This window comes from Nakamurella sp. GG22 (genome assembly GCF_052976845.2).
In genome coordinates, this window is record NZ_JBRIIO020000042.1 from 14860 (window position 1) to 38936 (window position 24077).

Sequence of the window (24077 nt, forward strand, 5' to 3'; positions counted from 1 at the left end):
AGAAAGTGGCTCTATGAGGCAGTCCAATGGCTGAGACCACCCGTATCTCCGCGACCACTCTCGCTCGCCGGCTCGGCCCGGTCCCACCGGACCGCGGGCTACCGACCTATCGGGCGCTCGCCGACCGGATCCGCGCCGCGGTCTTGGACGGCCGGCTGACCGTCGCCACCGGACTGCCCAGCGAACGCGAACTGGCGGCCGGCCTGAAGCTGTCCCGCACCACGGTCGGTGCCGCCTACGGGCTGCTCCGCGAGCAGGGGTGGCTGGACTCGCGGCGCGGCTCAGGCAGCCGGCTGCGGCTTCCGGACGGTGACCACCAGTCGGTGCCGTTCGCCGTCGGGCAGCCCGCCGCTGCGTTCCCGCGGCCCGCCGCGACGGGGAGTGCCGGCATCTTCGGGTGGCAGGACGGCGTCGGCTGGCAGCATCCCGCCGACGCCGGCGACGGCTTGCCCGCCGTGATCGACCTGACCATCGCCTGCCTTCCCGCGCCGGCCGACGCAGTCTCAGCTGCGGTGGCGTCCGCCGCGAACCAGCTCCCCCGTTACCTCAGCGGTGACGGCTACCTGCCGTTCGGGTTGCCGGTCCTGCGGGACACGATCGCCGCGCGGTACTCGGCGGCCGGTGTACCGACCACGGCCGAGCAGATCCTGGTCACCTCGGGGGCGCAGCATGCGTTCACACTGATCGTCGGGGAGCTGTCGGCGGCCGGCGACCGGGTGCTGATCGAGTGCCCGACGTACCCGGTCGCGCTGGATGCCCTGCGCGCACACCGACGGGTGCCTGCCCCGGTCGGCATGGCAGAGCAGACCGGCCCGGGTGACACCGGAAGTCCCTGGGACATCGACCTTTTCGCCGCGACGATGCGGCAGATCGCGCCACGGCTCGGCTATCTGATCCCCGACTTCCAGAACCCGACCGGCGCGCTGATGGACGAGCAGACCCGGGAATCGATGGTGGCCGCCGCGCGGGCCGCCCGGACCGTGCTGCTCTCCGACGAGTCCTTCCGCGACGTGCCGTTCCCGGGCACCGCGGCGCTGCCCCCGCCGCTCGCCGCGTTCGAGGACGATGCCAGCGGGACCCGGGTGCTGTCCATCGGGTCGGTCTCGAAATCGCTCTGGGGCGGCCTGCGGGTCGGCTGGATCCGTGCGGCGCCGGCGCTGGTCCAGCGGTTGGCGGCGGCCAGGGCTCTCGGCGACATGTCCGGTCCGGTCCTTGACCAGCTGGTGGTCACGGAGTTGCTGGGCAATCCCGACACGGCGCTCGCCGTCCAGCGGTCCCGGTTGGCCACCGGCGCGGCCGCACTGCAGGCCGCCCTGGCCAGGGACCTGCCCGACTGGGAGCCGACCCGGCCGACCGGGGGCACCTTCCTCTGGGTGCGGCTACCCGGGCCGTACGCAACGGAACTGGCCCAGCTGGCGCAGTCGGCCGGTGTCCGGATCGCCCCGGGCCCGCGGTTCGGGCCGGACGGCACCATGGCCTCCTACCTCCGGCTGCCGTTCACCTCGTCGCCGGAACGGCTGGCCGCCGCCGTGCGCAGGCTGGCGACCGCGGACGCGCAGGCTGCCGCGGGTGCCCGTTCGTCGCTGCCCGGCTGGCTCGCCTGAGCCGTCATCGCGGTGAACCGCCCCGCGCGGCGGTTACCCTCGCCGGGTGGACTGGAGCCTGCGGGTGTGCAGCCGGCGCGGTCACGAGACCTACGCGCCCGACGAACCGGCCCTCGCCGAGCGGCTCCGGGCCGGGACCGCGGCCGGCGAGACCTGGCGCTGCCTGCGGTGCGGCGACTTCGTCCCGGGTCCGCCGAAGGGCTCGGGTCCCGCCGACAACGCCCCTGAGGTCCCGCGCGGGCGGTTGCTCCGGGACCGGACGATCATGCGCCTGCTGGCGGCCGAGCGGGTCGCCCGCGGACTGGTCCTGATCTTCGTCGCCGGGCTGGTGCTCTACTTCCGCGAATCCCATGCGGCGCTCGAACGGGCCTTCGACAACGAGCTCAGCCTGTTCCGGCCGCTGGCCGAGCAGATCGGCTGGGATCTCGACAGATCAGCGGTGCTGCACGGCATCTCGCGAATCTTCGCCTTCACCCCGCAGACCCTGGTGTGGATCGCCATCGGGCTGTGCGCATACGCCGGGCTGCTGTTCGTCGAGTCCTACGGGCTGTGGCGGGTCCGGCGGTGGGGTGAGTACTTCTCGGTGGTCGTCACCAGCGTCTTCCTGCCGTGGGAGATCTACGAGGTGACGGAGAAGTTCACCGGGCTCAAGCTCCTGCTGATGCTCGTCAACCTCGCCGCCGTGGTGTGGCTGATCTGGTCCAAGCGGCTGTTCGGGGTGCGCGGCGGGGGCGCCGCCTACCGGGCCGAGCACAGTGCGGAGAGCCTGCTGACCGTTGAACGTTCTGCGCTGGCGGATTCCGGCCCAGTGCCGCAACAGCAGGGACTCTCGCCCGCTGGGCCGTCCTGAACCCTGCTCAGCCGACAGTCGACGTCGCGCCTGCCCGCGGGCGGAGGTGTGGTTCGAGTTCCCGCATGATGGCCGTTCGCGGTTTGGCGCCCATGAACCGGGCGACCACCTCGCCGCCGACGAACAATGCCAGGGTCGGCATCCCGAGCACCTCGTACTTCAGCGTGGTGACCGGATTGCTGTCCACATCGAGCGACACGACCCTGAGCCGGTCCGCCTCGTCGGTGGCGATGCGGTCCAGCACCGGAGCAATCATCACGCACGGCGGGCACCAGGCCGCGGTGAAGTCGACGAGCACCGGCAGTTCGCTCGTCAGGACGTCCCGGGCGAAGCCGGCGTCAGTGGTGGTGCTGAGTGACATGTGTTCTCCTCGTTGACTTCTCGGATGGTCTGGGTTGCCTGTCATCGGTTGACCTCGGCGATCAGCCGGTCCCGCGGGTCGGCCCGTTCCCCGCACTCGCACTGCAGGGTGACGCTCACCCGGCCGCCGCAGCCGCGGTGGCGATAGATGATCTCGGGCAGCACACCCGGGGCCAGGTGACGCTCCCCCCACTCGGACAGCGCCGCGAGCACGGGCAGCAGGTCGACGCCGGCGTCGGTGAGGGTGTACTCGGTGCGCGATCTGGATCCGGGCACCTGATAGCTCCGGGTGCCGAGGATCCCGGCCGCCGTCAGCCGACGGAGTCGGTCGGCCAGCACGGCCCGCGGAGCCCCGATGACGGTCTGGATCTCGTCGAACCGCCGCAGCCCCAGGGACACCTCGCGAACGACGAGCAGCGCCCACCGTTCGCCAACGACCTCGAGGACGTCATTCAGGTTGTCGACCACAGTGCTGAGTCTAGACCGTGAATCCAGCCTTGTCAGCTCTTCCGGTGAAGTACTGCCACGGCGCCGCTACCAGCCGCGCTGGGCCAGCCGGTGCGGAACGGGGATGTCGTCGACGTTGATGCCGACCATCGCCTCGCCCAGCCCGCGGGACACCTTGGCGATGACGTCGGGGTCGTCGTAGAAGGTGGTCGCCTTGACGATCGCCTCGGCACGCGCCGCCGGATCGCCGGACTTGAAGATGCCGGACCCGACGAACACTCCCTCGGCGCCGAGCTGCATCATCATTGCCGCGTCGGCGGGGGTGGCGATGCCGCCGGCGGTGAACATCACGACGGGGAGCTTGCCCAGTGCCGCGACCTCGGCGACCAGGTCGTACGGAGCCTGCAGCTCCTTGGCGGCGGCGTACAGCTCGTCGGGTGACAGGGACGTCAGCCGCCGGATCTCGCCACCGATGGTGCGCATGTGCGTCACCGCGTTCGAGACGTCACCGGTGCCCGCCTCGCCCTTGGAGCGGATCATCGCCGCGCCCTCGGTGATTCGCCGGAGCGCCTCACCCAGGTTGGTCGCGCCGCAGACGAACGGCGCTGTGAAGGCCCACTTGTCTATGTGGTGCGAGTAGTCCGCCGGGGTCAGCACCTCGGACTCGTCGATGTAGTCGACGCCCAGCGATTGCAGCACCTGGGCCTCGACGAAGTGCCCGATCCTGGCCTTGGCCATCACCGGGATGGACACCGCGGCGATGATGCCGTCGATCATGTCCGGGTCGCTCATCCGGGACACGCCACCCTGTGCCCGGATGTCGGCCGGCACCCGCTCGAGCGCCATCACAGCGACCGCACCGGCGTCCTCGGCGATCTTGGCCTGCTCGGCCGTGACGACGTCCATGATCACCCCGCCCTTGAGCATCTCGGCCATCCCGCGCTTGACCCGCGCGGTGCCGGTGGTGGTCAGGGATTCGGTGCTGCTGGTACCGGACTGCTTGCTCTGGGCGGCGGACACGACGGAGCTCCTCAGACGAACGGCGCCGCGGGCGGATGGCCAACAGCGATCAAACGGTGGCAGGGAGGGGTGCGCGCGTCCTGCGAGAGGTCGGCATCGCGCCGTGGCAACGGGTGGCGATGGGCGGCGCATCAGCTTCCTGAGCCGAATCGTACTCGGGCATCAGGGCCCGAAAATCCCGTCCGGCCGTCAGGAGATCTCTTCGGACGCAATGGGCGGCACCAGTGCCACCCAGGTCTTGCCCGGCTTGAGCAGCACCGGCTTCCCCGCCCCGTCCAGGTACTGGGTCGGCTGGTCGGCCGCGGGCCTTGACCAGTTGCCGGTGATGCGGTGCCCGTCGCGGAACAGCTCGAAGGTGCCGGAGCCGACCGTGTGCGAGATGTAGGACGGCGAGCCGACGGAATCGATGGTCCCGTCGGGTTCGAACCCGACGCTCTGGAACAGTACGTTGTCCGCGACGATCGGCGCGCCGGACGCGTCCGACTGCTCCGAGCCGTCCCGCAGCAGCCGGTAACGGCCGTCAGCGAAGGCGAATTCGGTGCGTGCGGCCTGGTACTGCACCGCCACGGAGGTCGCGGCCGGCGCGGCCGCCACCCGCGGATCGTCCGCGGCGAAACGCAGGCCGATGTCGTACGGAGCCGTCAGTTCCGGATGGCCGGTGGCGATCTCCTGAAGATCGGCGTGCAGGTTGTAGGTGCCGCCGGCAGCGTCCGAGCGCCAGAAACCGGCGGCGCCGGAATCCTCCGAAACCGCGACGGTCGGGGTGGCGGCCAGCGCGTTCAGCGGTCCGTCCGCCCCACCGGAGAAGACGAGCGCGGGCGTCCCGAACACCGGCAGCAGCTCGGCGTCGGTCGACCGCACGCTGCGCACGGCGCCGACCTCGCCCGGCAACGTCGTGTGGTAGACGGCCATCAGCCGGGTCAGGCCGCCCTCGACCTGCTCGACGTACACCAGATCCGCCTCGGCGACGTTGAACTGCGGCAGTCCGGCGGCGGTGTTGTCGATCTTGACCGCGATCACCGGACCCTTGAGCAACGGACCACCGGTGAGCGGATTGCTGGTGAGCGCGGGTGGCGGTTTCGCCGTGGGTTTGGGGGACGGCTTGGCTGACGGCTTCGGGGAGGCCGGTGGTGGGGACGGCGTGGGGCTGGCCTCGGCGGACGGGACGGGCGGCGCGGAGGACACCGCGGCCTCCTCACCGCTCGAGCAGCCTGCCGGGGCGAGCAGCGCGAACGCCAGCAGCATCGTCGCCGCAATGCGAGATCTCACGGTTCCTCCCGGCGCCGCAGACCTCGGGAATGGACATGTGCGCCGTCAGCACGCTAACGCGATCCGGTGCCGATGGCGCCGGACCCGCCCGAAGACGGGCCGAGGTATCGGTCGATCAGTCGATCGGGGCGGCGCTCACCGGGGGCGCTCCGGCCCGGAGCGCGTCCCGGGCCTCGGGCAGCCGTGCGGCCAGTTCGAGCGGATAGATCGCCTCGTCGCTGGCTGCCAGCGCCTCGAGCGTCCACCACCGGTCGCCCGTCAGTGTGCGGTGCTCGATCTCGGTGCGGCCGGACCCGTCCAGTGGTCCGGTCGCCGTCTCGATGTCCGGCGCCGCGAGCATGGTCCGCGAACCCGACCCGGCCGGCTGGAGTGGACCCGCCGGTGACCCGTCGCCGACGGCCGTCGGCTTGGCGGGACCTGGCTCGGCTCGCCCCGGCAACCGGGCGGCGAAGTAGAACTCGGTCTGCTGATAGTCCTGGCCGATGAACGTGAACCGGGCCACCCGGCGCCAGATCGGACCGACGAGGTCCTCGTCCGGCACCCTGATTCCGGTTTCCTCCGCCAGTTCGCGCAGTGCGGTGGCGCGAATGTCCTCGCCGTCCTCCACGCCGCCGCCCGGTGTGTGCCACCAGTGGGAGGCCACCTGGGGGTCCGTGCCGGAGAGCAGCAGAACGCGATCGTGGCCGTCCAGCAGGACGACGCGGGCAGCCGTGCGGTGCACCATCGCCGTCCGGTGCGGGTGCTCCGCGATCTCGAAGTACTCGGGCATCGCGGCGCGGCCGGCCAGCCGGAACACCCGGGTGAACCAGACGCCGCGCAGTGCCCGGGTGTCCCGGACCGCGTCGTTGTAGAACCGGCGGGCGAGCAGCACCCGCTCGCTGGCATCGGCCAGCTCGGCCGCGAGATCGGGTTCGGACGCAGGCGGCATCGTTGCCAGTGCCCGCGAGAGGTCGTTTTCGGCGTCCGCGCGGTGATCGCGGCCCATGTTGTCCGCCAGGTCGGCAAGCCTGCGAAGCTCGTCGGACTGTGGGTGGCCCAACCCGCCGGCTACGGCGACGGCCCTGGTGGCGACGATGCGCCGGGCGAGCGCTCCCTCGAGGGCCGACCAGGCCGCCTCGGTGCGGACGTGCAGCCGGTCGAGGCGGTTCGCGGTGATCCACAGCCGGAGAGCGGCGAACAGCAGCAGCGCGACGAGGATGACGACGACAACCGTGGTCATGCCACCGATCCCCCGTTCCCCGTGTTGTCCGTCCCCCGCGGGGTGACGAAAGGTCGACATTCCGGACTTCGGTCAAGCGTCCCACGGCAGGGGGCCGGCGACATCAGGGCAATCACCGGGTCACCCGCGGGAATTCACCACGGTAAGGGACGAATCGGCACGGCCGAAATCGCCGTGACGCCGGCCACAGCACCCGCCCGGCTCCAGACCGTCAGTCCGCCTCGACGACGGCCCTGGGGTCGGCCGCGACCACGGTCTCGTAGACCTTCACGACGGTGGCGGCGACGACCGGCCAGTCGTAGGCGGCCACCACCCGCCTGCCCTGCGCGGAGAGCACGGCCCGTCGGCCGGAATCGTCCAGCACAGCGCCGAGCGAGCGGGCCAGCGCCGGCGAGTCCCCGACGGGCGTCAGCACCCCGGCGATCCCGCCGTCGAGCACCCGGCGGAACGCGTCGAGATCGCTTGCCACCACCGGTGTTCCGGCACTCATCGCCTCGGTCAGGATGATGCCGAAGCTCTCGCCGCCGGTGTTCGGCGCGCAGTAGACGTCCAGCGACGTGAGCATCGACGCTTTGTCCGCGTCACTCACCCTGCCCAGGAAGCGCAGCGTGTGCCGCAGGTCGGGACCGGCCAGCTCCCACAGGTCCTTCTCGTCCCCGCTGCCGGCGACCAGCAGCTGCAGATCGGGCCGGGTCGGCGCGAGCAGCCGCAGCGCGTCCAGCAGCACCACCATGCCCTTGCGGGGCTCGTCGAAGCGGCCGATGAAGCCGACCGTGCCACCGCTGCGGGGGTATCCCGGCAGCGGCTCGGCCCGGGAGAAGTACTGCACGTCAACGCCGTTGGGAATGATCACGGCGTCACCGCCGAGATGCTCGACCTGCACCTGGCGGGCCAGTTCGCTCACCGCGATCCGTCCGGTGATCTTCTCCAGGAACGGCTGCAGGACCCCCTGGAAGGCGGCGAGCATCCGGGATCGCGGATTGGCCGTGTGAAACGTCGCGACGATGGGACCGTCGGCGACCATCAGGGCGATCATCGACAGGCTCGGCGCGACCGGCTCGTGGACGTGCAGGACGTCGAACTTGCCGGCCCTGATCCACTTCCGGACCTTGGTGTAGGACACCGGGCCGAACGAGAGCCTGGCCACCGAGCCGTTGTAGGGAATCGGCATGCTGCGGCCGGATGGGACCAGGAACTCCGGGAACTCGACGGTCGCGTCGCTGTCGTCGCCGGGTGCGAGGACGGACACCTGGTGCCCCATCCCGATCAGCGTCCGGGCGAGATCGGCCACGTGCGCCTGCACACCGCCGGGAATGTCGAACGAGTACGGACAGACCAGACCGACCCTCATCCGGACGCCCCGGCCCTGCGGTCATCCAGATCCGCCCGCCACAGCGGTTGCAGCATGTGCCAGTCCGCGGGGTGTTCGGCGATGCCGCGTTCGAACACCTCCGCCACCAGCTGGGTACCGCCCCGGACCTGCTCGGCCAGCCGGGTCCCCGGGATGGTCACCGGCGGGTGGATGTGGATCGACCAGCCCGTGTCGGTGAAGCTCAGGTTCGTCGGGCACAGGTAACTACCGGTCAGTGCCGCCAGCATCGCCGGCCCCGGCGGCATGGTGGCCGTCTGGCCGAAGAAGTCGACCGGAACCCCGCTGCGGGACAGGTCCCGGTCGCCGACCAGCGGAACGATGCCGCCGTCCCGAAGCCGTTCCTTGAGCACGGTGGAGGGGTTGACGCCGCCGGTCAGCGGCAGGATCTCCATCCCGAGCGACTCCCGGTAGGCCACGAACTTCTCGTACAGCGACTCGGGCTTCAGCCGCTCGGCAACGGTCGTCATGGAGCCCCACCGGCGGGCCACCCAGAGCCCCGCGGCGTCCCAGTTACCGGAATGGGTGATCGGCAGCAGGATGCCGCGCCCCTCGGCAACCGCCCGGTCGATGTGCTCGGCCCCGATGGCGCCGGCCTGCAGCTGCTCGAAGACGTCGTCGTGATCCATCGCGGGCAGCCGGAACGTCTCCTTCCAGTACCTGGCGTAGGACCGCATCCCGGCGTGCGTGACCGCAGCCAGGGAGGCCGGCGTCGACTGCTCGCCGAGCACCCGGTGCAGGTTCCTGGCCAACTGCACGACGCTCGGCCCGCGCCGGCGGAACGCCAGATCGGCGGCCCGTCGGAACAACCCGTCCGCCACCGGTTCGGGCAGCGACTTCACCACCGACCAGCCGGCGGCGAAGCCGAGGTCGGTGATCCGCAGGGTCGCCCCGCTCATCGATACCGGGCGCACAGATCTGCCGCGGTCACAGGGCCGGTCGGCCGGTGCCGCGGTTCGAGCTCGTGTCCGCGGCGGCCTTCACGGCGGCCCGCCGCACCTGGACCAGCCGCTGCACCACCGTGGCCGCGCCGGCCACCGCCAGCAGCCAGAGGCAGATGTCCAGTGCGTACGGCACGCCGAGACCGGCCAGGCCGGCTCCGACCAGGCCCAGGACGTTGCGTTCGGCGCGCTCGGCGAGGGCGCCGCCGATCATCAAGCCAACCGAATCGGCCCGTGCCTTGACGTAGGAGATCACCTGGCCGGTGACCAGGCAGATCAGCGCGACGGCACCGAGCACCCGCTGCCCCGAGGAGAACGCGTAGAACGCCAGGGCCCCGAACAGCGCGCCGTCGGCGATCCGGTCGCAGGACGCGTCCAGCACGACGCCGAAGTCGGTGCCGTACCCGCGCGCCCTGGCCATCGCGCCGTCGACCAGGTCGGCCAGCACGAACACCGTCACGACCATCGTTCCGGCGAACAGGTACCCGGGCGCCAGCAGGGCAACCGATCCGGCGACCACCCCGATGGTGCCGATCACGGTGACCAGGTCGGGGCTCATCCCGGCACGCAGCAGCCCTCTGCCGATCGGGTCGGTGACCTTGGACACCGACGACCGGGCCAGGGAGTTGAGCATCGGGATCCGTCCGGTCGGGTCGTGAACGCCAGTCGGCAGTCGGTCGACGAAAGGGCAGGTAGAGGTCAACGATAGCGGCGCCAGCACCTGCTGCCGGTCACCCGGCGCGCCGGGCGAACCGGTGCCGGTGCGCGGGAGTGCCGTGGGCGGCCGCTACCAGGCGTCCGCGAGCAACCGGCGGGTGTCGGCGAGCAACTGGGGCAGCACCTTCGTCTGACCCACCACGGGCATGAAGTTGGAGTCACCGCCCCATCGCGGGACGACGTGCTGGTGCAGGTGCTCGGCGATACCGGCGCCGGCCGCCGAGCCGGCATTGATGCCGAGGTTGAAGCCGTGCGGTGCGCTCACCATCCGCACCGTCCGCAGCGCGTGCCGGGTGAAATCGCTGAACTCCGCCAGCTCGTCGGCGTTCAGGTCGGTGTAATCAGGCATGTGCCGCAGCGGCACCACCATCAGGTGGCCGGGGTTGTACGGGAACAGGTTCAGCACCGCGTACACCCACTGGCCGCGGGCGACGACCAGGCCGTCCTCGTCGGACAGGGTCGGGATCCGGCAGAAGGGGCAGCCCGCGACGTCTCCGCCGGACTCCCTCGGATTCGGGCTCCCGGCAGCGGTGCGGTCCTCTCCCGACCCGCCCGTGACGTACGCCATCCGGTGCGGGGTCCACAGTCGCTGCAGGTGGTCGGGAATCCCGATCCCGTCCTGCGGCACCAGTTCCGGTCCGTCAACCACCGGTCGACTCGAGTCCGTGAACGGGCGGCACCAACCCCGCGAACCCCTCGGCCGTCGGCGACACGTTCGACCGGCCGCGGATCCAGCCGTCGATCGCGTCGACGGCGGCGGCGACCGGCACGCCGTTCACCTGGGTGCCGTCCCGGAACCGGAACGACACCGCTCCTCCAGCGGCGTCCTTCTCCCCCGCCAGCAACAGGAACGGGACCTTCTGCGTGGTGTGGGTGCGGATCTTCTTCTGCATCCGGTCGCCGGAATGGTCGACCTCGGCCCTGATCCCCCGGACACGGAGCTCGCTGACGACCGTCTCGAGGTGGTCGCCGAAGGCGTCGGCGACCGGGATGCCGACGACCTGGACGGGCGACAGCCAGGCCGGGAACGCACCCGCGTAGTGCTCGGTCAGGACGCCGAAGAACCGTTCGATGGAACCGAACAGGGCGCGATGGATCATCACAGGGCGCTGTTTGCTGCCGTCGGGCCCGGTGTATTCGAGTTCGAACCGTTCCGGCAGGTTGAAGTCCAGCTGAATGGTGGACATCTGCCACGTGCGGCCGAGCGCGTCCTTGGCCTGCACGGAGATCTTCGGGCCGTAGAACGCCGCCCCGCCCGGGTCGTCGACCAGGTGCAGGCCGGACGCCGCGGACACCTCGGCAAGGGTCTCGGTGGCGACCCGCCAGTTCTCGTCGGTGCCGACGTACTTCTCCTCGTTGCGGGTGGACAACTCGAGATAGAAGTCGTCCAGGCCGTAGTCGGCCAGCAGGTCCAGGACGAAGCGGAGCAGGCTGGTCAGCTCCTCGGCCATCTGTTCGCGGGTACAGAAGATGTGCGCGTCGTCCTGCGTCATCCCGCGGACCCGGGTGAGACCGTGGATGACGCCGGACTTCTCGTACCGGTAGACGGTGCCGAACTCGAACATCCGCAGCGGCAGCTCGCGGTAGGAGCGGCCCCGCGACCGGAAGATCAGGTCGTGCATCGGGCAGTTCATCGGCTTGAGGTAGTAGTCCTGGCCGGGCTTGCGAACCTCGCCGTCCGGCCCGAGTTCGGCGTCCAGGTGCATCGGCGGGAACATGCCGTCGGCGTACCAGTCCAGATGCCCGGACACCTCGAACAGGCGTGCCTTGGTGATGTGCGGGGTGTTGACGAACGAGTAGCCCGCCGCGAGGTGCTTGGCCCGGCTGTAGTCCTCCATCTCCTTGCGGATGATGCCGCCGCGGGGGTGGAACACCGCGAGCCCGGATCCGATCTCGTCCGGGAAGGAGAACAGGTCCAGCTCGGTACCGAGCCGGCGGTGGTCGCGGCGTTCGGCCTCGGCGATCCAGTCGAGGTGCGCCTGCATGGCCTCCGCCGACTCCCACGCGGTGCCGTAGATCCGCTGCAGTTGCGGGTTCTTCTCGCTCCCCCGCCAGTAGGCGGCGGCGGACCTGGTGAGCGCGAAGGCGGGGATGTAGCGGGTGGTCGGCAGGTGCGGACCGCGGCAGAGGTCGCTCCAGACCCGCTCGCCGGAGTGCGCATGCAGGTTGTCGTAGATCGTCAGCTCGCCGGCGCCGACCTCGACGCTCTCCTCGGCACTTGCGTCGGTGCCGCCCGGCGACCCCTTGAGGTCGATCAGCTCGAGCTTGTACGGCTCCGCCGCCAGCTCCGACTTGGCCTGGTCGGCGTCCACCACCCGGCGGGAGAACCGCTGACCCGACTTGATGATCTTCCGCATGCGCTTGTCGAGGTCGGCGAGATCCTGTGGCGTGAAGGGTCTCTCGACATCGAAGTCGTAGTAGAAGCCGTCCTTGATCGGTGGGCCGATGCCGAGCTTGGCGTCCGGGAAGGCCTGCTGCACGGCCTGCGCCAGGACGTGCGCGGCGGAGTGCCGGATGACCGCCCGGCCGTCCTCGGAGTCCGCCGGGACCGGCTCGACCAGCGCGTCGGCCGGCGGCGACCACGCGAGATCACGCAACTGGCCGTTGTCATCGCGGACGACGACAACGGTCTGTGGCCCGCTGGTCGGCAACCCGGCCTCCCGGACGGCAGCCCCGGCGGTCGTGCCCGCCGGCACCTTCACGCTCGGCACGGGCGCGGCGGTGGGAGGGCTGGACACGGGTTCTCCTCGAGGGTCGGGTTGGCCGGGCTGTTACCGCGACGGATGCGGCAGGTTGGCGCGACACGAACACCCGATGCTAGCCGGGGGGCCCGGTCTGGTTCGCCAGCGGGCGAACGGCTCCGGCGATGCTGCTGCGGCATTCATCGTGAGCCTGTCCCAGTCGCCGATGCGCTTGCGTCAGTCGACCCCGCCGCCACTGCCCCGGCTCTCCGCCTCGTCGCTCCCCGGCCGACTGGCGACCGCCCGGACCACATCCCGCAGGAAGCGCTCCGCCAGCGACAGTTGATCGGCGGTGTAATCGGCCAGCACGGCCCGGATGGTCCCCAGAAAATGCCCGAGCGCCTGCTCCGCCTCGGCGAACGCGGAAGCGGTGAGCTCGACGTTCCAGCGGCGGCGGTCGTGCGGATCCCGCACCCGGCGGGCGTGTCCGGCCTTCTCCAACCGGTCGGCCAGGCTGCTGGCGGCCGCCTTTGACAGCCCGAGTTCCTCGCCCAATTCCCCGACGGTGATGGGTCTTCCGGCGTGCCTGGACAACACCGACAGGGCGGTCATGTCCGTCGGGTGCGTGCCGCTGGCCTCCGCCATGTCGTGACCGAGCCTGTTCAGCCCCTCACCGGTCTCCTGCAACAAGCCGATGAGCCGGTCGACGACGTCGCTGCGTGCTGGCTCTTCCACTTGTCATTACTCCGATCGTCGTACTATCTTGCGATGAGACAGTTCTATGACAGAACCTTCCTTCGAAAGGACTACTTCGTAAGACTACGACAACTCACTGACTCCGGCGGCGGGGCACAGCGGTGAGCGCCCTGGCGATCTCAGCGGAGAAGCTGGTGCGCTCCTTCCCCGGACCCGACGGTAACCGGGCCGCCGTCGACGGTGTCGACCTGCAGATCGAGCACGGCGAGATCTACGGATTCCTCGGACCCAACGGGGCCGGAAAGTCCACCACCGTCCGGATGCTGGTGACATTGCTGGCACCGACCGCCGGCGATGCCTTCGTGAACGGGCACAGCGTGCGAACAGACCCGGAACGGGTCCGGCTCACGGTGGGCGTCGCACTTCAGGAGGCTGCCCTTGATCAGCTGCAGACCGGCGCGGAGACGCTGCGATTACAGGGCCGGCTCTACGGACTGACCAGCGGGGAAATGGACCGCCGGCTGTCGGAACTCGGCGAGCTGATCGATCTCGGAGACGCGCTGAACGAACGCGTCAGCACCTATTCGGGCGGTATGCGGCGTCGGCTGGATCTCGCCGCGGCCCTGGTTCACGACCCCGACGTGCTGTTCCTCGACGAACCGACGACCGGCCTGGACCCGGTCAGCCGGGCGGCGGTCTGGGACGAAGTGCGCCGGCTCAATGCACAGCTCGGCACGACGGTGTTCCTGACAACGCAGTACCTCGAGGAGGCCGACCAGCTTGCAGACCGGGTCGGAATCATCTCGTCCGGCAGGATCGCCGCCGAGGGCACACCGGCCGAGCTCAAGCGCAGGGTGGGCGACGACCTGGTGTTGATCCGGACCGCTCAGCAGCTGAACGGCAGCCTGACGACCGTGCTGGATCGACTGCGAGCGCTCGACGGCGTCCAGCGCGCCGAGGTCCGCACGCCGGCGCAGGCCGCAGGGTCGGAGACCGGGGCTCCCGGCGGCACGGAACTGCTGGTGGCCACGCCGTCGGGCGGCGCGGTGGTCGGACGGGTCGCATTGGCACTCGAGCAGGCCGGGGTCGTCGTCGACGAGCTGACCCTGCGCACCCCGACGCTCGATGACGTCTTTCTCCAGGTCACGGGAAACGCCATGACGCACAACGACTCCCCATCATCCGGACCGTCGGCAGACGGTGCCACCAACTCACCGATTGCACCAACAGCGTCCGCGAAGCGGACTTCCCGGAAGCGAGGAAAGCGATGACGACCACAACACCCGGTGCCGTCGACCGACGACTCAGGGTGCGAGCCAGGCCCGCCGGGTTCCGGCGTGATGTCGTCGCCGTGGCAGGACGCGCGCTACGTGCCGCGATCCGCGAGCCGGCCGCCTTCGTCCCGGCGCTGATGCTGCCGCTGTTCTTCTTTGCGGTGAATGTCGGTGCACTACAGGATGTCTCGGGTTTCGCAGGGGTCACAGACTACAAAGCGTTCCAGCTGCCCGTCGCGATCGTCTTCGCTGTCACCGGCATCTCCAGCGCACCGCGTCTGGTCACCGACATCACCTCGGGATACTTCGACCGGCTGCTGATCTCACCGATCCGCCGCTCCGCCCTGCTGCTCGGGTTGATGGTCGCGGACATCTTCACGGTCATCGCGTTGACCATTCCGGTGCTGACCGCAGGCTTCCTGCTCGGCGTCCGCTTCGAGGCCGGTGCCCTCGGCGTTCTGGTGTTCATCGGGTTGGCTGCCCTGTGGGGCCTGGCGTTGACCGGCCTGCCCTACGCCATCGCCTTGCGCACCGGCAGCCCGAGTGCGGTGGCCACCAGCTTCGTCATCTTCTTCCCGTTCACTTTCCTCACCACCACCTTCCTGCCGCAGGAAGCGCTGACCGGTTGGCTTGCCACCGTCTCGGAGTTCAACCCGGTCACCTATCTACTGGCTGGACTGCGGTCGCTGATCATCGACGGCTGGGTGGCGGCCGACCTCCTCGCCGCGCTTGCCGCCATCGCGGCGCTGGCAGCGGTGTCGTTCACCTTGGCCTTGTCAGCCCTGCGGGCACGGGTGCGGCGCGGGTAGCCGTCCGCTCGGGTTGTGCGCGCACGCCCCGGGGACAGGACAGGACAGGGCCCGACTCATGTTCGAGTCGGGCCCTGTGAACTGGTGGGCGATACTGGGATCGAACCAGTGACCTCTTCGGTGTGAACGAAGCGCTCTCCCGCTGAGCTAATCGCCCGGGACCGGCTGGTGCCTTCCGAGCAGAGGCCACGATACCCGATCCGAGCGGCTGCTTCCGCAGGCCCCATTCAGCCATCCATTTAGGCCGAACGGGTGAACTATTCGGGTGCGCGTGACCGAGGTTGGTTTCGCCCGTCATCACTCCGAGAGGGAACGGCCTGAGACCAGAAGCGCGGATATCGGCCCCGCCGCGCACAGGCCGCCGGACGGCGGAAACGACATGCCACAGCACAGCCCGGAACATCATCGGGTCACCACCGCTGCGACCGAGATGCTGTTGATCTCCGACGCCGCGCTTCCGGCGGTCAACGCCGAACTGCGCTACCACTGCGACGATCCGTTCGCGGTCCAGATGCTGCTGTCCGTCGACCAGAGCCCGGTCATCACCTGGGTCTTCGGCCGCGAACTGCTGATCGACGGCATCTCGATGCCGGCGGGGATCGGTGACGTCCAGGTGTTCCCCACCCGGGACGGCGTCATCATCGAGCTTCGCTCGGGATCCGTTTCCGCCCGGTTGCTCGCTCACAGCCCGGATCTCGCCGAGTTCGCCGCGGGGTGCGTCGCGCAGGTTCCACTCGGCGAGGAGATGAACCACTACGACTTCGACGCCGACCTCCGGACGCTGCCGGTTCACGACTCCTTCGAGGCCTGACCACCTTCTTCCCGGGGCGGCCCGATCGGCCGCCACGGATTGCGGCGGGTGACCGCCTGCGCCAGCCGACACTCCCCCGCCGACACGGTGCGGAGGTGGAGTTGCCGGGCCCATCGAGGGGTTGGGTGGCCGACAAGGTCCTGGCCAGGTGGCACACCGATGAGACTGGTTGAGCTCTGGCCGGTTTGGTCAGCGCGTCCCCGTTCGGATACAGTTGCCGGGCCGCTCAGCCCTCAGGGGGCCGGGCAAGGCATGCGGACGTAGCGCAGTTGGTAGCGCATCACCTTGCCAAGGTGAGGGTCGCGGGTTCGAATCCCGTCGTCCGCTCGAAGAGGTCCAGGCCGTCACCTGGGTTGCCTCCGCGGTGGGATGGCCGAGAGGCGAGGCAACGGCCTGCAAAGCCGTGTACACGGGTTCGAATCCCGTTCCCACCTCGCAGCACGGCCATTTTCCTGATCGAATGCCGGTCAGGTCGGAATGGTGAAGGGCGATTAGCTCAGCGGGAGAGCGCTTCCCTGACACGGAAGAGGTCACTGGTTCAATCCCAGTATCGCCCACCAGCACGACGTCATGAAGGCGCGCGAACCAGGCCGCCTGTCCAGCCACTCCCGGTCGACAACTCGCGGGAGCTCAGCGGCCGGCACCTGAAGACACGCCGACAGCGCGTCGCGCCTGCTGCGTCCCCGCCGAGCTGCAGTGATGATGGACTCACATCGTCGTGCCCGCGTCATGAGGTTGCCGCTGCCCGCTCAAGGTCGTGGAAGGCCGGGCCGCCGGCCCAGCGAGCGAAAAGGACAGCATGCGCGCACCGATGTTTCTTCTGTCAGCGATCCGTCGGTTCGCGGGCACGAGAGTCGTCGAGACGGCCACGCTGACCCGGGGCACCGACGACACCCATGTCCTCACGTTGAGTGTCACGGTCTCGCCGTTACGCGCAGAAGCGGTGTATCACGTCTACCACCGCGAGAACGGAGTTCTGGCGTTCCACCGTTCCTACACCCGCGGCGACGTGATCCGCTGGCCCAGCGGCCGTCATCCCGGTCGCTACCAGTACCCCGATCCGCGGGCCGCCGCGGAGGAGGACTATCGGATCTCGGTGGAGTCACTCACTGCTGAGGGCTACCGGCCGCCGGGCGAATGATGCCCTGGGCACCACCCAGCGAGACTTGTTAACCGGAGTAAAGTCAGAGAAAAGCCCCGCCCTCCTGTTAAGGGCGGGGCTTTTCGTGTCGCGCGGCGACTGCCGGAGTCGTACCGGGTCCTCGCCTGGCATAGGGCCGTTTCCCGCGATCGGCCGTACCGAAACCCCTTCGCGCGATATCAGTGGAACACCGGTCGCCGCTGACCACGCCGGCGACAGGCCTGGGGCACCCGATCGAGCCCGGCAGCACGTTCGAGGCAGCGATGAATGTCGCGAAGCGCATGATCTGAAGGGTCGCGATGGCTAGAACGGGCGGTACAGCCCTGGTGGCCGAGTGAGATGGTCACGTAAAGAACTTGCGTGCGGAAATACTTCTGTGGCGCCGGGGGCGTGGCACGAACAGAAAATGGGGGCAATGATGCGGCGGCATGTTCTGCTCGGGGCGGTTGTGGTGGCGGCGGGGATGGGTCTGGCGGGGTGCTCGTCGCCGCAGCACTGACACGGTGACCGTGACCGGGGGCGCGAATGGCAGGTCACCGTGGTGCCGGCCGGCCGGCGAAGCGCGCATAGTCGGCCGGCACCGCGATGCCGAACGTTGCGCACAGGGCACTGACGTCGCGCCAGTCGTTCTCGTCGGGCTGGTACCCGGTGTGGAAGGCCACTTGGAATTCGGGGCTGATGGTCCGCACCGCCCGGCCGACAACGGAGCCGCGCCCGGACCGCGCAGCGACCGGGACCACGTCCTCCGTGCGCTCGGGCGGTCCGTACCGGCCCGCGCCGTCGGCGCCGATGCGGATCGCGTGAAAGTCGACCAGGTGGCCGTCGTCGTCACCCAGGACGAAGTTCCAGGGCTTGGCGTCGTCTCTCGGAACCGGGCGGTAGCCACGGTCGGCGAGCACCGCCACGGCGACGGCGAGATCGCGCTCCTCCAGGACGATGTCGATGTCCGCGTGCGCGCGGGTCTGCCGCCGGAGATTGGCGTCCACGCCCCAGCCGCCGTCCAGCCACACGACGACACCGGCCGCTGCCAGCAGATCGAGCAGGGCCAGGACGTCGGCGGCAGTGCTCTCCGGCGCCGCGGGCTCGGATCCGGTCACGGCGACACCTCCGGCCGCAGCGTAGGAGCCGCGACGCCCGTCGTCACCCGGATTGCGCCGGGCGCCGGGCGTCAGGCGACCTTCGCGTCCTCGGCGGCGTACCCCGCCAGGAGTTCCCGTTCGCGGTCCTCCTTCGGGAACATGAAGAACACCAACGCCGCCCCGAGCAGCACGATGACGATGCCGGCCGCGTACGCGAGGGTCTCGCCCTCCAGGAACGATTGCTTGGCCGCCGCGATGATCTGGGTCGCGTACTCGGGGTACCGGTCGGCCATCGAGGACGCGCTCGCGAACGACTTCTGCAGTTCGGTCTGGACGGTCGCACTGACCTCGGACGCGTCCGGCGACGCGGCGATCGCGGATGCGAACGCCGCGGCGTAGCCGGCCGTCAGAGCCGCTCCCAGCAGCGACTGCATGACGGCGCCGCCGAGATCACGCTGCAGGTCCGCGGTTCCCGACGCCATACCGGCCCGCGAGACCGGCACCGACCCGGTCAGCGAATGCGAGGCCGGCGTGCCGGCGAAACCCACGCCCACTCCGACCAATATGAATGCCAGGCAGACCGGCCAGAACGGGATGCCCTCCTTCCAGAGCAGCAGCGCGGCGACCAGGCCGAGCAGGCAGAACGCGTACCCCACCAGCAGGGTGAACCGCGCTCCCCTCGCGCCGATCATCCTGGCCGAGAGCGGCGCGACCACGACCATCGCGGCGGCCGCGGGGAGCATCGCCGAACCGGCCTCGAGCGTCGTGTAACCCAGGACGTTCTGCAGGAACTGCTGGCCGACGAACATCGCCGCCATCAAGGTGCCGAAGACGATGATGCCGGCGATCGCTGCGACCCAGAAGATCCGACGGCCTGCGATGTGCAGATCGAACAACGGCGAGGAAGCACGTTTCTGCCGCACCACGAAGCCGATCCCGGCCAGCAGCGCCAGCAGCCCGAGGCCGAGCGCCATCGAGCCACCTCCGGGGACCGCGGCGAAGTTGATGGCCAGCACGAGGGCGGCGACCAGGATCACCGACAGCACTCCCCCGATGTTGTCGACCGGGTCCGTTGTCTCGTTGACGTGGGCCGGCACCAGGACCACGGCCATGATCAGTGCGACGACCGCCAGCGGCACCGTCACCAGGAACACCGACTGCCAGCTGAAGTGCTCCATCAACCAGCCCGACAACACCGATCCGAGCGCCGCGGTCGCCCCGCCGACGGCCGACCAGAGCGCGATTGCCTTCGTCCGGGTCGGGCCCTGCCACAGTGCGGTGATCAGCGCCAGGGTTGTCGGATAGGCCATGCCGGCGGCCAGCCCGCCGAGCAAGCGGGCACCGAAGAGAACTTCGATCGACGGTGCGAAGCCGGCGAGCAGGCACGCCGGGACGGTGACGATCATGCCCAGCACGAGGAGCAGCTTGCGGCCGTAACGGTCACCCACCGCGCCGAGGTAGAGCACCGACGCAGCCAGGCCGAGGGAAAACCCGACCGCGACGAGATTGAGTTCGGTCTGGCTGGCGTCGAAGGCCTTGCCGATGTCCGGGAGCGCCACATTGGCGACGGCCAGGTTGAGGTTGGCGACGGTGGCCACCAGGATGAGGGCGACGAGCACCCACACCGACCGGTTTCCCCACTGATCTGAACCGGCGGCGGGCCGCTGCCCGACTTCGCTGCGTACCGGCGCGCGGCCGTCAGGCACGGGACCCCCCATTGCTCCGCCCGCATACCGAATGCGGGCTTTCGCATTGATTGTGCCGCAGAGTCAGTCGCGGGGCGCAGTCAGATGATCACGAACGGTAGTCCCGCCGCTCGCAGTAATATCGCACGCAATCAGGTGACGCTTTCGGCGCAGGACACCACCCTTTCGGGCGACTAGCGTCGCTGCGTTGCCTCCAGCACACTCTCCATACGCCCGGCGGGGAAACCCGGCGGGCGTGCCAATCTCCCGGGCGACCGCAACGGTGCTACATCTTCTGGCGGGCGAGGACCTTCCGCTGCACCTGGCGCTCGGCGACGAAGGACACGAACGGGATCGTCCCCGCGACCAGCACCCACAGCGTGCCGAGCGGCGACCAGCGGTCCTTGTACGCGAGATCGAACGCGATGATCACGTAGACGACGAAGAGGGCGCCGTGGATCGGGCCCCAGATGGCCACGGCCGCGCCCATGTCGAACGCGTACTTCAGGATCATCGCGGCGCACAACAGCAGCAGGCCCCAGCCGACCACGAAAGCGGCCACCCGGTACCTGCGGAACGCCGCCATGATCTTCGGCGGCACCACCGGCGCGCCGTTCCCCGTCCGGCCGGGTACGGCTGCCCCGGCACCGGGGGCTCCCGGCGGGTCGGTCACTTCACCGGTGGGATCAACGGGCACGGCGGCGGTCCTCCTCGGCCAGGGCTGCCAGCGCCTGGTTGTAAGCGGTCAGTTCGGGGTCTTCGTCGTCGTCCTCGCCCACCGTGGCGACGGAGATGGTGATGCCCAGGCTCGGTCGCTGCAGGTCGCCGCGCGACTTGCGTGGCCGGGGCGCCGGGGGCTCGTCCGGGTCGGGACCGGCGTCGACGGCACTGTCGTCACGGAGTTGCGTTTTCGGCTCGCCGGACGCCACCGACAGGTCCTGTTGTCCCGTTCCCGGTTGCCGGGGCATCCCCTCGTCGAGCAGGGCCCGCAGCCCCCTTTCGGTGTCTTCGTCGTCCTCTTCGTCCTTGAGGACTTCGAGGTGCAGAAAACGAACCCACATGTACACGAATGCGGCGCCGAAGGCCGGCCACAGCAGGGCGTATCCGAAGTTCTGCGCGGTACCGGTGGTCGCCTGCGTGCGTTCCCACTGCCACCAGCCGAGCCGCAGACAGGTCAGGACAGCTGCGAAGACCAGCAGGTGCCCGGCCATCCAACCGGGCTGCAGGAATCGACGGTCCACACCCAGAACGGTACCGCCGCATCCCCGGGCACAGGTACCGCCATCGCGTCTGTCAGGCGCACGTCTGTCACGCCTGGATCAGCCGGTGGGTCGCGCCGCACACAACCCCACACCGCAGCCCGCACCGGCCAGCACCGCCAGCGTCCCGGCCCCGGTGACGCCCGCCAGGTCGGTCGGGAGATCGACATCACGGCGTAGTCCCGAGGTGACGGACAACTCCAACGGCACGGCGCCGGACGCCACGTGCCGGGCGAACGAGCCGGCACCGTAGCGGGGCCGTAACCGGTCGGCAGTGGCGGCCGCGAGCAGAGTGGTGCCGGTGCCCTGCCGGTCGGCCACGACCGCGACGCCGTGCGGGCCGGCGGCCAGCAGTGCGTCGTCCAACTCCTCCGGAACAAGGGACGGCAGATCTCCCGGTATTACCGCGACCGGGCCCTTCGAGGACAGCGCCCGAAGCCCGTCGACGATCGACTCGTTCAGGCCGGCGACGCCGGTCAGCAGCGTCCGGACCCCGGCGATCCGGGACATCTCCCGGGCGTCGGCGGGGTCTTCCGCGACGACGAGCACCGTCCGCACCCGGCGGGCCGCGGCCGCGGCCGCAACGGTGTCCTGGGCCATCGCGACGGCGAGGCGCCGCCTCAGCACCGGGTCCACGTCGAGACGGCTCTTGCCCCGGGCACTCGACTTCAACGGCACGACGATCGTCCAACGACCGGACGTGGGTGACGGCTGCACCGGGCCATTGTCACCGTCACCGATGACGGTGCCGAATCGGGTGCGTGAACTGTTCGGCGCCGATCAGCTGTCGGCGATGCGCTTGCGCTCGGTGTCGATGTCGAAATCCGCGGCCGGATATTGCGGATTGAGGTTCTCCAGCGTTTCGGCGAGCAGCGCCGCGACCGCCCAGTTCCGGTACCACTTCCGGTCCGACGGAATGACGTGCCAGGGCGCAGACACCATGTTGCAGTGGGTCAGCGCGTCCGAGTACGCCTCCTGGTAGGCGTCCCAGAACCGGCGTTCGTCGACGTCGCCGGGGTTGTACTTCCAGTACTTGGTGGGGTCGTCGAGCCGGGCCAGCAGGCGCTCGGACTGGACCTCCTTCGACACGTGCAGGAAGCACTTGACCAGGGTCACCTGCTGGTCGGCGAGCCGGCGCTCGAACTCGTTGATCGCGTCGTACCGCGCGGACCAGACCTCCCGCGGCACGATGTCGTGCACCCGGACGACCAGCACGTCCTCGTAGTGGGACCGGTTGAACACCCCGAGGTGCCCGGCCGGCGGCACCTGCTTCTCGATGCGCCACAGGAAGTCGTGCGCGAGTTCCTCCTGGGTCGGCTTCTTGAACGAGGCCATCCTGATCCCACCGGGATCGACGAGCCCGACGACATGCTTGATCACCCCGTCCTTCCCGGCCGTGTCCATGCCCTGCAGAAGCAACAGGACGCTGCGCGGGTTGCCGGCGGTGCCCTGCGCGAACAATCGTTCCTGCAGGCCGGCCAGTCGGTCGCCCAACTCCAGCAGCCCGTCCTCGGCGTCCGACTTGGACCTCGGTCCGATCGGCGTCGAATCAGTGGGGATCTGGGTGATGTCGACGGTGCCGGCCGGCGCGGCGAACGCGATGTGCGGGCCGGTCCCCTCGTCAGCTGAGTTCTTCTTGGCCATGTCCCACCCAAGCACGCCCGACCCGGCCGCGTGCGGCGAAACCGTTGCCGATGCGCCTTGTGACGCCCGGATCTCCTGCCGGTTGGGGTATTCGTCGTAGGCTGTCGTTTTCCGGCGGCGGACAGGACCTGGCGCACCGGACCTCCGCGAAAGGCTCATCGTGACCGCAACGCACCCGACGACCCACTCGTCGACCACCGCCACCGACGCACTGCGGGATCCGCAGACGTTCCTCGACCTGGACGACCTGTGGTGCGCGCACAACTACCACCCACTGCCGGTGGTGATCGCGTCCGCGGAGGGCGCGTGGGTCACCGATGTGGCCGGCAAGCGGTACCTGGACATGCTGGCCGGGTACTCGGCGCTGAACTTCGGGCATGGGCACCCGGCGCTGATCGCCGCGGCGGTCGAGCAGATGCGCACGGTGACGCTGACCTCGAGGGCCTTCCACCACAACCAGCTCGGGCCGTTCTGCGAGGAGCTCGCTGCGCTGACCGGCACCGAGATGGTGCTGCCGATGAACTCCGGCGCCGAAGCCGTCGAGTCCGCCATCAAGGTCGCCCGCAAGTGGTCGTACACGGTCAAGGGCGTTCCGGAGAACCGGGCGCAGATCATCACCGCGGGCGGCAATTTCCACGGCCGGACGCTGACCATCGTGTCCTTCTCCGACGACTCCGTCGCCCATGACGACTACGGGCCCTACACCCCCGGGTTCCTGACCGTGAAGTACGGCGACCTGCAGGCGATGGAAGCGGCGATCACGCCGGACACCGCGGCGATCCTGCTCGAGCCGATCCAGGGCGAGGCCGGCGTGCTCGTGCCGCCGGCCGGCTACCTGGCCGGTGTGCGGCGGCTCTGCGACGAGCACAACGTGCTGTTCATCGCCGACGAGATCCAGTCCGGACTCGGCCGCACGGGCTCCACCCTGGCCCTCGACCAGGAAGGTGTGCGGGCGGACCTCTACACCCTGGGCAAGGCGCTCGGCGGCGGGATCATGCCGGTGTCGGCGGTGGTCGGCCGGCGTGACGTGCTCGGCGTCCTGCAGCCTGGCCAGCACGGTTCGACCTTCGGCGGCAATCCGCTGGCTTGCGCGATCGGCCGCGCGGTGGTCGCGCTGCTGCAGACCAACGAGATGCAGACCCGGTCGGCCGATCGATTCGTGCTCGATGAACCGGGCGCTTAATAGCTTAATCACCGACTGC

General features: G+C 69.7%; 23 protein-coding genes, 4 tRNA genes and 1 pseudogene. 10 read left to right on the top strand and 18 right to left on the bottom strand.

Features of this window, described 5'->3' with window-relative positions; translation table 11 throughout:
* Positions 1-26: 26 nt before the first annotated feature.
* A complete protein-coding gene (gene yczR, locus ACVBEQ_RS25540; RefSeq protein WP_447156252.1) occupies positions 27-1604 on the top strand; it encodes a MocR-like transcription factor YczR in 1578 nt (525 codons plus the stop codon).
* Between the two features lie 46 nt (positions 1605-1650).
* Positions 1651-2454 carry a DUF2127 domain-containing protein gene (locus tag ACVBEQ_RS25545; RefSeq protein WP_447156253.1) on the top strand — a complete coding sequence of 268 codons (804 nt, stop codon included), beginning with the start codon at positions 1651-1653 and terminating at the stop codon, positions 2452-2454.
* A 7-nt stretch (positions 2455-2461) separates the two neighbouring features.
* On the opposite strand, the gene ACVBEQ_RS25550 is transcribed toward ACVBEQ_RS25545, so the two are convergent.
* The 11 genes from ACVBEQ_RS25550 to ACVBEQ_RS25600 all read right to left on the bottom strand — a co-directional run bounded on the left by ACVBEQ_RS25550 (position 2462) and on the right by ACVBEQ_RS25600 (position 13212).
* Complete coding sequence (locus ACVBEQ_RS25550; protein ID WP_447156254.1) at positions 2462-2815, bottom strand: thioredoxin family protein; 354 nt, start codon at positions 2813-2815, stop codon at positions 2462-2464.
* A 41-nt stretch (positions 2816-2856) separates the two neighbouring features.
* Positions 2857-3282 carry a winged helix-turn-helix transcriptional regulator gene (locus tag ACVBEQ_RS25555; protein WP_447156255.1) on the bottom strand — a complete coding sequence of 142 codons (426 nt, stop codon included), beginning with the start codon at positions 3280-3282 and terminating at the stop codon, positions 2857-2859.
* A gap of 66 nt (positions 3283-3348) precedes the next feature.
* Entirely contained in the window at positions 3349-4281 is a 933-nt protein-coding gene (pdxS, locus tag ACVBEQ_RS25560; RefSeq protein ID WP_447156256.1) for a pyridoxal 5'-phosphate synthase lyase subunit PdxS, read from the bottom strand.
* A gap of 189 nt (positions 4282-4470) precedes the next feature.
* Complete coding sequence (locus ACVBEQ_RS25565) at positions 4471-5550, bottom strand: DUF3048 domain-containing protein (RefSeq protein WP_447156257.1); 1080 nt, start codon at positions 5548-5550, stop codon at positions 4471-4473.
* A gap of 115 nt (positions 5551-5665) precedes the next feature.
* Positions 5666-6769 (bottom strand): NUDIX hydrolase, encoded by a 1104-nt coding sequence (locus ACVBEQ_RS25570; RefSeq protein WP_447156258.1) that lies wholly within the window; start codon positions 6767-6769, stop codon positions 5666-5668.
* Between the two features lie 211 nt (positions 6770-6980).
* Positions 6981-8120, bottom strand: coding sequence for a glycosyltransferase family 4 protein (locus ACVBEQ_RS25575; RefSeq protein WP_447156259.1), 1140 nt, complete (start codon positions 8118-8120; stop codon positions 6981-6983).
* Positions 8117-9037 carry a phosphatidylinositol mannoside acyltransferase gene (locus tag ACVBEQ_RS25580; RefSeq protein ID WP_447156260.1) on the bottom strand — a complete coding sequence of 307 codons (921 nt, stop codon included), beginning with the start codon at positions 9035-9037 and terminating at the stop codon, positions 8117-8119. Before ACVBEQ_RS25580 ends, ACVBEQ_RS25575 begins: the two co-directional genes overlap by 4 nt.
* A gap of 28 nt (positions 9038-9065) precedes the next feature.
* Positions 9066-9713, bottom strand: a complete 648-nt coding sequence (gene pgsA / locus ACVBEQ_RS25585; RefSeq protein WP_447156261.1) for a phosphatidylinositol phosphate synthase — start codon at positions 9711-9713, stop codon at positions 9066-9068.
* A 153-nt stretch (positions 9714-9866) separates the two neighbouring features.
* Positions 9867-10445 (bottom strand): HIT family protein, encoded by a 579-nt coding sequence (locus ACVBEQ_RS25590; protein WP_447156262.1) that lies wholly within the window; start codon positions 10443-10445, stop codon positions 9867-9869.
* Positions 10438-12534, bottom strand: a complete 2097-nt coding sequence (thrS, locus tag ACVBEQ_RS25595) for a threonine--tRNA ligase (protein ID WP_447156263.1) — start codon at positions 12532-12534, stop codon at positions 10438-10440. The genes ACVBEQ_RS25590 and thrS overlap by 8 nt, the downstream gene beginning before the upstream one ends.
* A 180-nt stretch (positions 12535-12714) precedes the next feature.
* Complete coding sequence (locus tag ACVBEQ_RS25600) at positions 12715-13212, bottom strand: MarR family winged helix-turn-helix transcriptional regulator (RefSeq protein WP_447156264.1); 498 nt, start codon at positions 13210-13212, stop codon at positions 12715-12717.
* A 122-nt stretch (positions 13213-13334) separates the two neighbouring features.
* On the opposite strand from ACVBEQ_RS25600, the gene ACVBEQ_RS25605 reads away from it, so the two are divergent.
* Positions 13335-14444, top strand: a complete 1110-nt coding sequence (locus ACVBEQ_RS25605; RefSeq protein ID WP_447156265.1) for an ATP-binding cassette domain-containing protein — start codon at positions 13335-13337, stop codon at positions 14442-14444.
* A complete protein-coding gene (locus ACVBEQ_RS25610; RefSeq protein WP_447156266.1) occupies positions 14441-15256 on the top strand; it encodes an ABC transporter permease in 816 nt (271 codons plus the stop codon). The genes ACVBEQ_RS25605 and ACVBEQ_RS25610 overlap by 4 nt, the downstream gene beginning before the upstream one ends.
* 82 nt (positions 15257-15338) lie before the next feature.
* Here the strand turns inward: ACVBEQ_RS25610 and ACVBEQ_RS25615 are convergent.
* Positions 15339-15413, bottom strand: a tRNA-Val gene (locus ACVBEQ_RS25615).
* A 222-nt stretch (positions 15414-15635) separates the two neighbouring features.
* Between ACVBEQ_RS25615 and ACVBEQ_RS25620 the strand changes: the two genes are divergently transcribed.
* From ACVBEQ_RS25620 to ACVBEQ_RS25640, 5 genes are all read left to right on the top strand, one after another.
* Positions 15636-16067, top strand: coding sequence for an SsgA family sporulation/cell division regulator (locus ACVBEQ_RS25620; protein WP_447156267.1), 432 nt, complete (start codon positions 15636-15638; stop codon positions 16065-16067).
* A gap of 254 nt (positions 16068-16321) precedes the next feature.
* Positions 16322-16394: transfer RNA gene (locus tag ACVBEQ_RS25625), tRNA-Gly, on the top strand.
* 36 nt (positions 16395-16430) lie between these two features.
* Positions 16431-16501 (top strand) — tRNA-Cys (locus ACVBEQ_RS25630).
* Positions 16502-16552: 51 nt separating this feature from the next.
* Positions 16553-16627, top strand: a tRNA-Val gene (locus ACVBEQ_RS25635).
* A gap of 251 nt (positions 16628-16878) precedes the next feature.
* Positions 16879-17208 (top strand): hypothetical protein, encoded by a 330-nt coding sequence (locus tag ACVBEQ_RS25640; RefSeq protein WP_447156268.1) that lies wholly within the window; start codon positions 16879-16881, stop codon positions 17206-17208.
* Between the two features lie 533 nt (positions 17209-17741).
* On the opposite strand, the gene ACVBEQ_RS25645 is transcribed toward ACVBEQ_RS25640, so the two are convergent.
* The 6 genes from ACVBEQ_RS25645 to ACVBEQ_RS25670 all read right to left on the bottom strand — a co-directional run bounded on the left by ACVBEQ_RS25645 (position 17742) and on the right by ACVBEQ_RS25670 (position 22875).
* Positions 17742-18305, bottom strand: a complete 564-nt coding sequence (locus ACVBEQ_RS25645) for a nucleotidyltransferase domain-containing protein (protein ID WP_447156269.1) — start codon at positions 18303-18305, stop codon at positions 17742-17744.
* Between the two features lie 71 nt (positions 18306-18376).
* A complete protein-coding gene (locus tag ACVBEQ_RS25650) occupies positions 18377-20005 on the bottom strand; it encodes an MFS transporter (protein ID WP_447156270.1) in 1629 nt (542 codons plus the stop codon).
* A 253-nt stretch (positions 20006-20258) separates the two neighbouring features.
* Positions 20259-20669: a DUF3817 domain-containing protein gene (locus ACVBEQ_RS25655; RefSeq protein WP_447156271.1), complete on the bottom strand. Its 411-nt coding sequence runs from the start codon at positions 20667-20669 to the stop codon at positions 20259-20261.
* Positions 20659-21213, bottom strand: a complete 555-nt coding sequence (locus ACVBEQ_RS25660) for a hypothetical protein (RefSeq protein WP_447156272.1) — start codon at positions 21211-21213, stop codon at positions 20659-20661. The genes ACVBEQ_RS25655 and ACVBEQ_RS25660 overlap by 11 nt, the downstream gene beginning before the upstream one ends.
* Before the next feature lie 78 nt (positions 21214-21291).
* Positions 21292-21948 (bottom strand): 2-phospho-L-lactate guanylyltransferase, encoded by a 657-nt coding sequence (gene cofC / locus ACVBEQ_RS25665; RefSeq protein ID WP_447156273.1) that lies wholly within the window; start codon positions 21946-21948, stop codon positions 21292-21294.
* A 63-nt stretch (positions 21949-22011) separates the two neighbouring features.
* Positions 22012-22875 (bottom strand): polyphosphate kinase 2 family protein, encoded by an 864-nt coding sequence (locus ACVBEQ_RS25670; protein ID WP_447156274.1) that lies wholly within the window; start codon positions 22873-22875, stop codon positions 22012-22014.
* Between the two features lie 211 nt (positions 22876-23086).
* Between ACVBEQ_RS25670 and rocD the strand changes: the two are divergent.
* Positions 23087-24028: pseudogene (rocD, locus tag ACVBEQ_RS25675) on the top strand (ornithine--oxo-acid transaminase); the annotation flags it as partial.
* Between the last annotated feature and the right edge of the window lie 49 nt (positions 24029-24077).

Bases quoted from the DNA above. Each gene is read 5' to 3' on its own strand.
- pgsA (WP_447156261.1), bottom strand. From the start codon at position 9,713: ATGCTCAACTCCCTGGCCCGGTCGTCGGTGTCCAAGGTCACCGACCCG.
- ACVBEQ_RS25640 (WP_447156268.1), top strand. From the start codon at position 16,879: ATGTTTCTTCTGTCAGCGATCCGTCGGTTCGCGGGCACGAGAGTCGTC.
- ACVBEQ_RS25650 (WP_447156270.1), bottom strand. From the start codon at position 20,005: ATGGGGGGTCCCGTGCCTGACGGCCGCGCGCCGGTACGCAGCGAAGTC.
- ACVBEQ_RS25610 (WP_447156266.1), top strand. From the start codon at position 14,441: ATGACGACCACAACACCCGGTGCCGTCGACCGACGACTCAGGGTGCGA.
- yczR (WP_447156252.1), top strand. From the start codon at position 27: ATGGCTGAGACCACCCGTATCTCCGCGACCACTCTCGCTCGCCGGCTC.
- ACVBEQ_RS25580 (WP_447156260.1), bottom strand. From the start codon at position 9,037: ATGAGCGGGGCGACCCTGCGGATCACCGACCTCGGCTTCGCCGCCGGC.
- ACVBEQ_RS25575 (WP_447156259.1), bottom strand. From the start codon at position 8,120: ATGAGGGTCGGTCTGGTCTGTCCGTACTCGTTCGACATTCCCGGCGGT.
- ACVBEQ_RS25550 (WP_447156254.1), bottom strand. From the start codon at position 2,815: ATGTCACTCAGCACCACCACTGACGCCGGCTTCGCCCGGGACGTCCTG.
- ACVBEQ_RS25670 (WP_447156274.1), bottom strand. From the start codon at position 22,875: ATGGCCAAGAAGAACTCAGCTGACGAGGGGACCGGCCCGCACATCGCG.
- ACVBEQ_RS25570 (WP_447156258.1), bottom strand. From the start codon at position 6,769: ATGACCACGGTTGTCGTCGTCATCCTCGTCGCGCTGCTGCTGTTCGCC.
- ACVBEQ_RS25620 (WP_447156267.1), top strand. From the start codon at position 15,636: ATGCCACAGCACAGCCCGGAACATCATCGGGTCACCACCGCTGCGACC.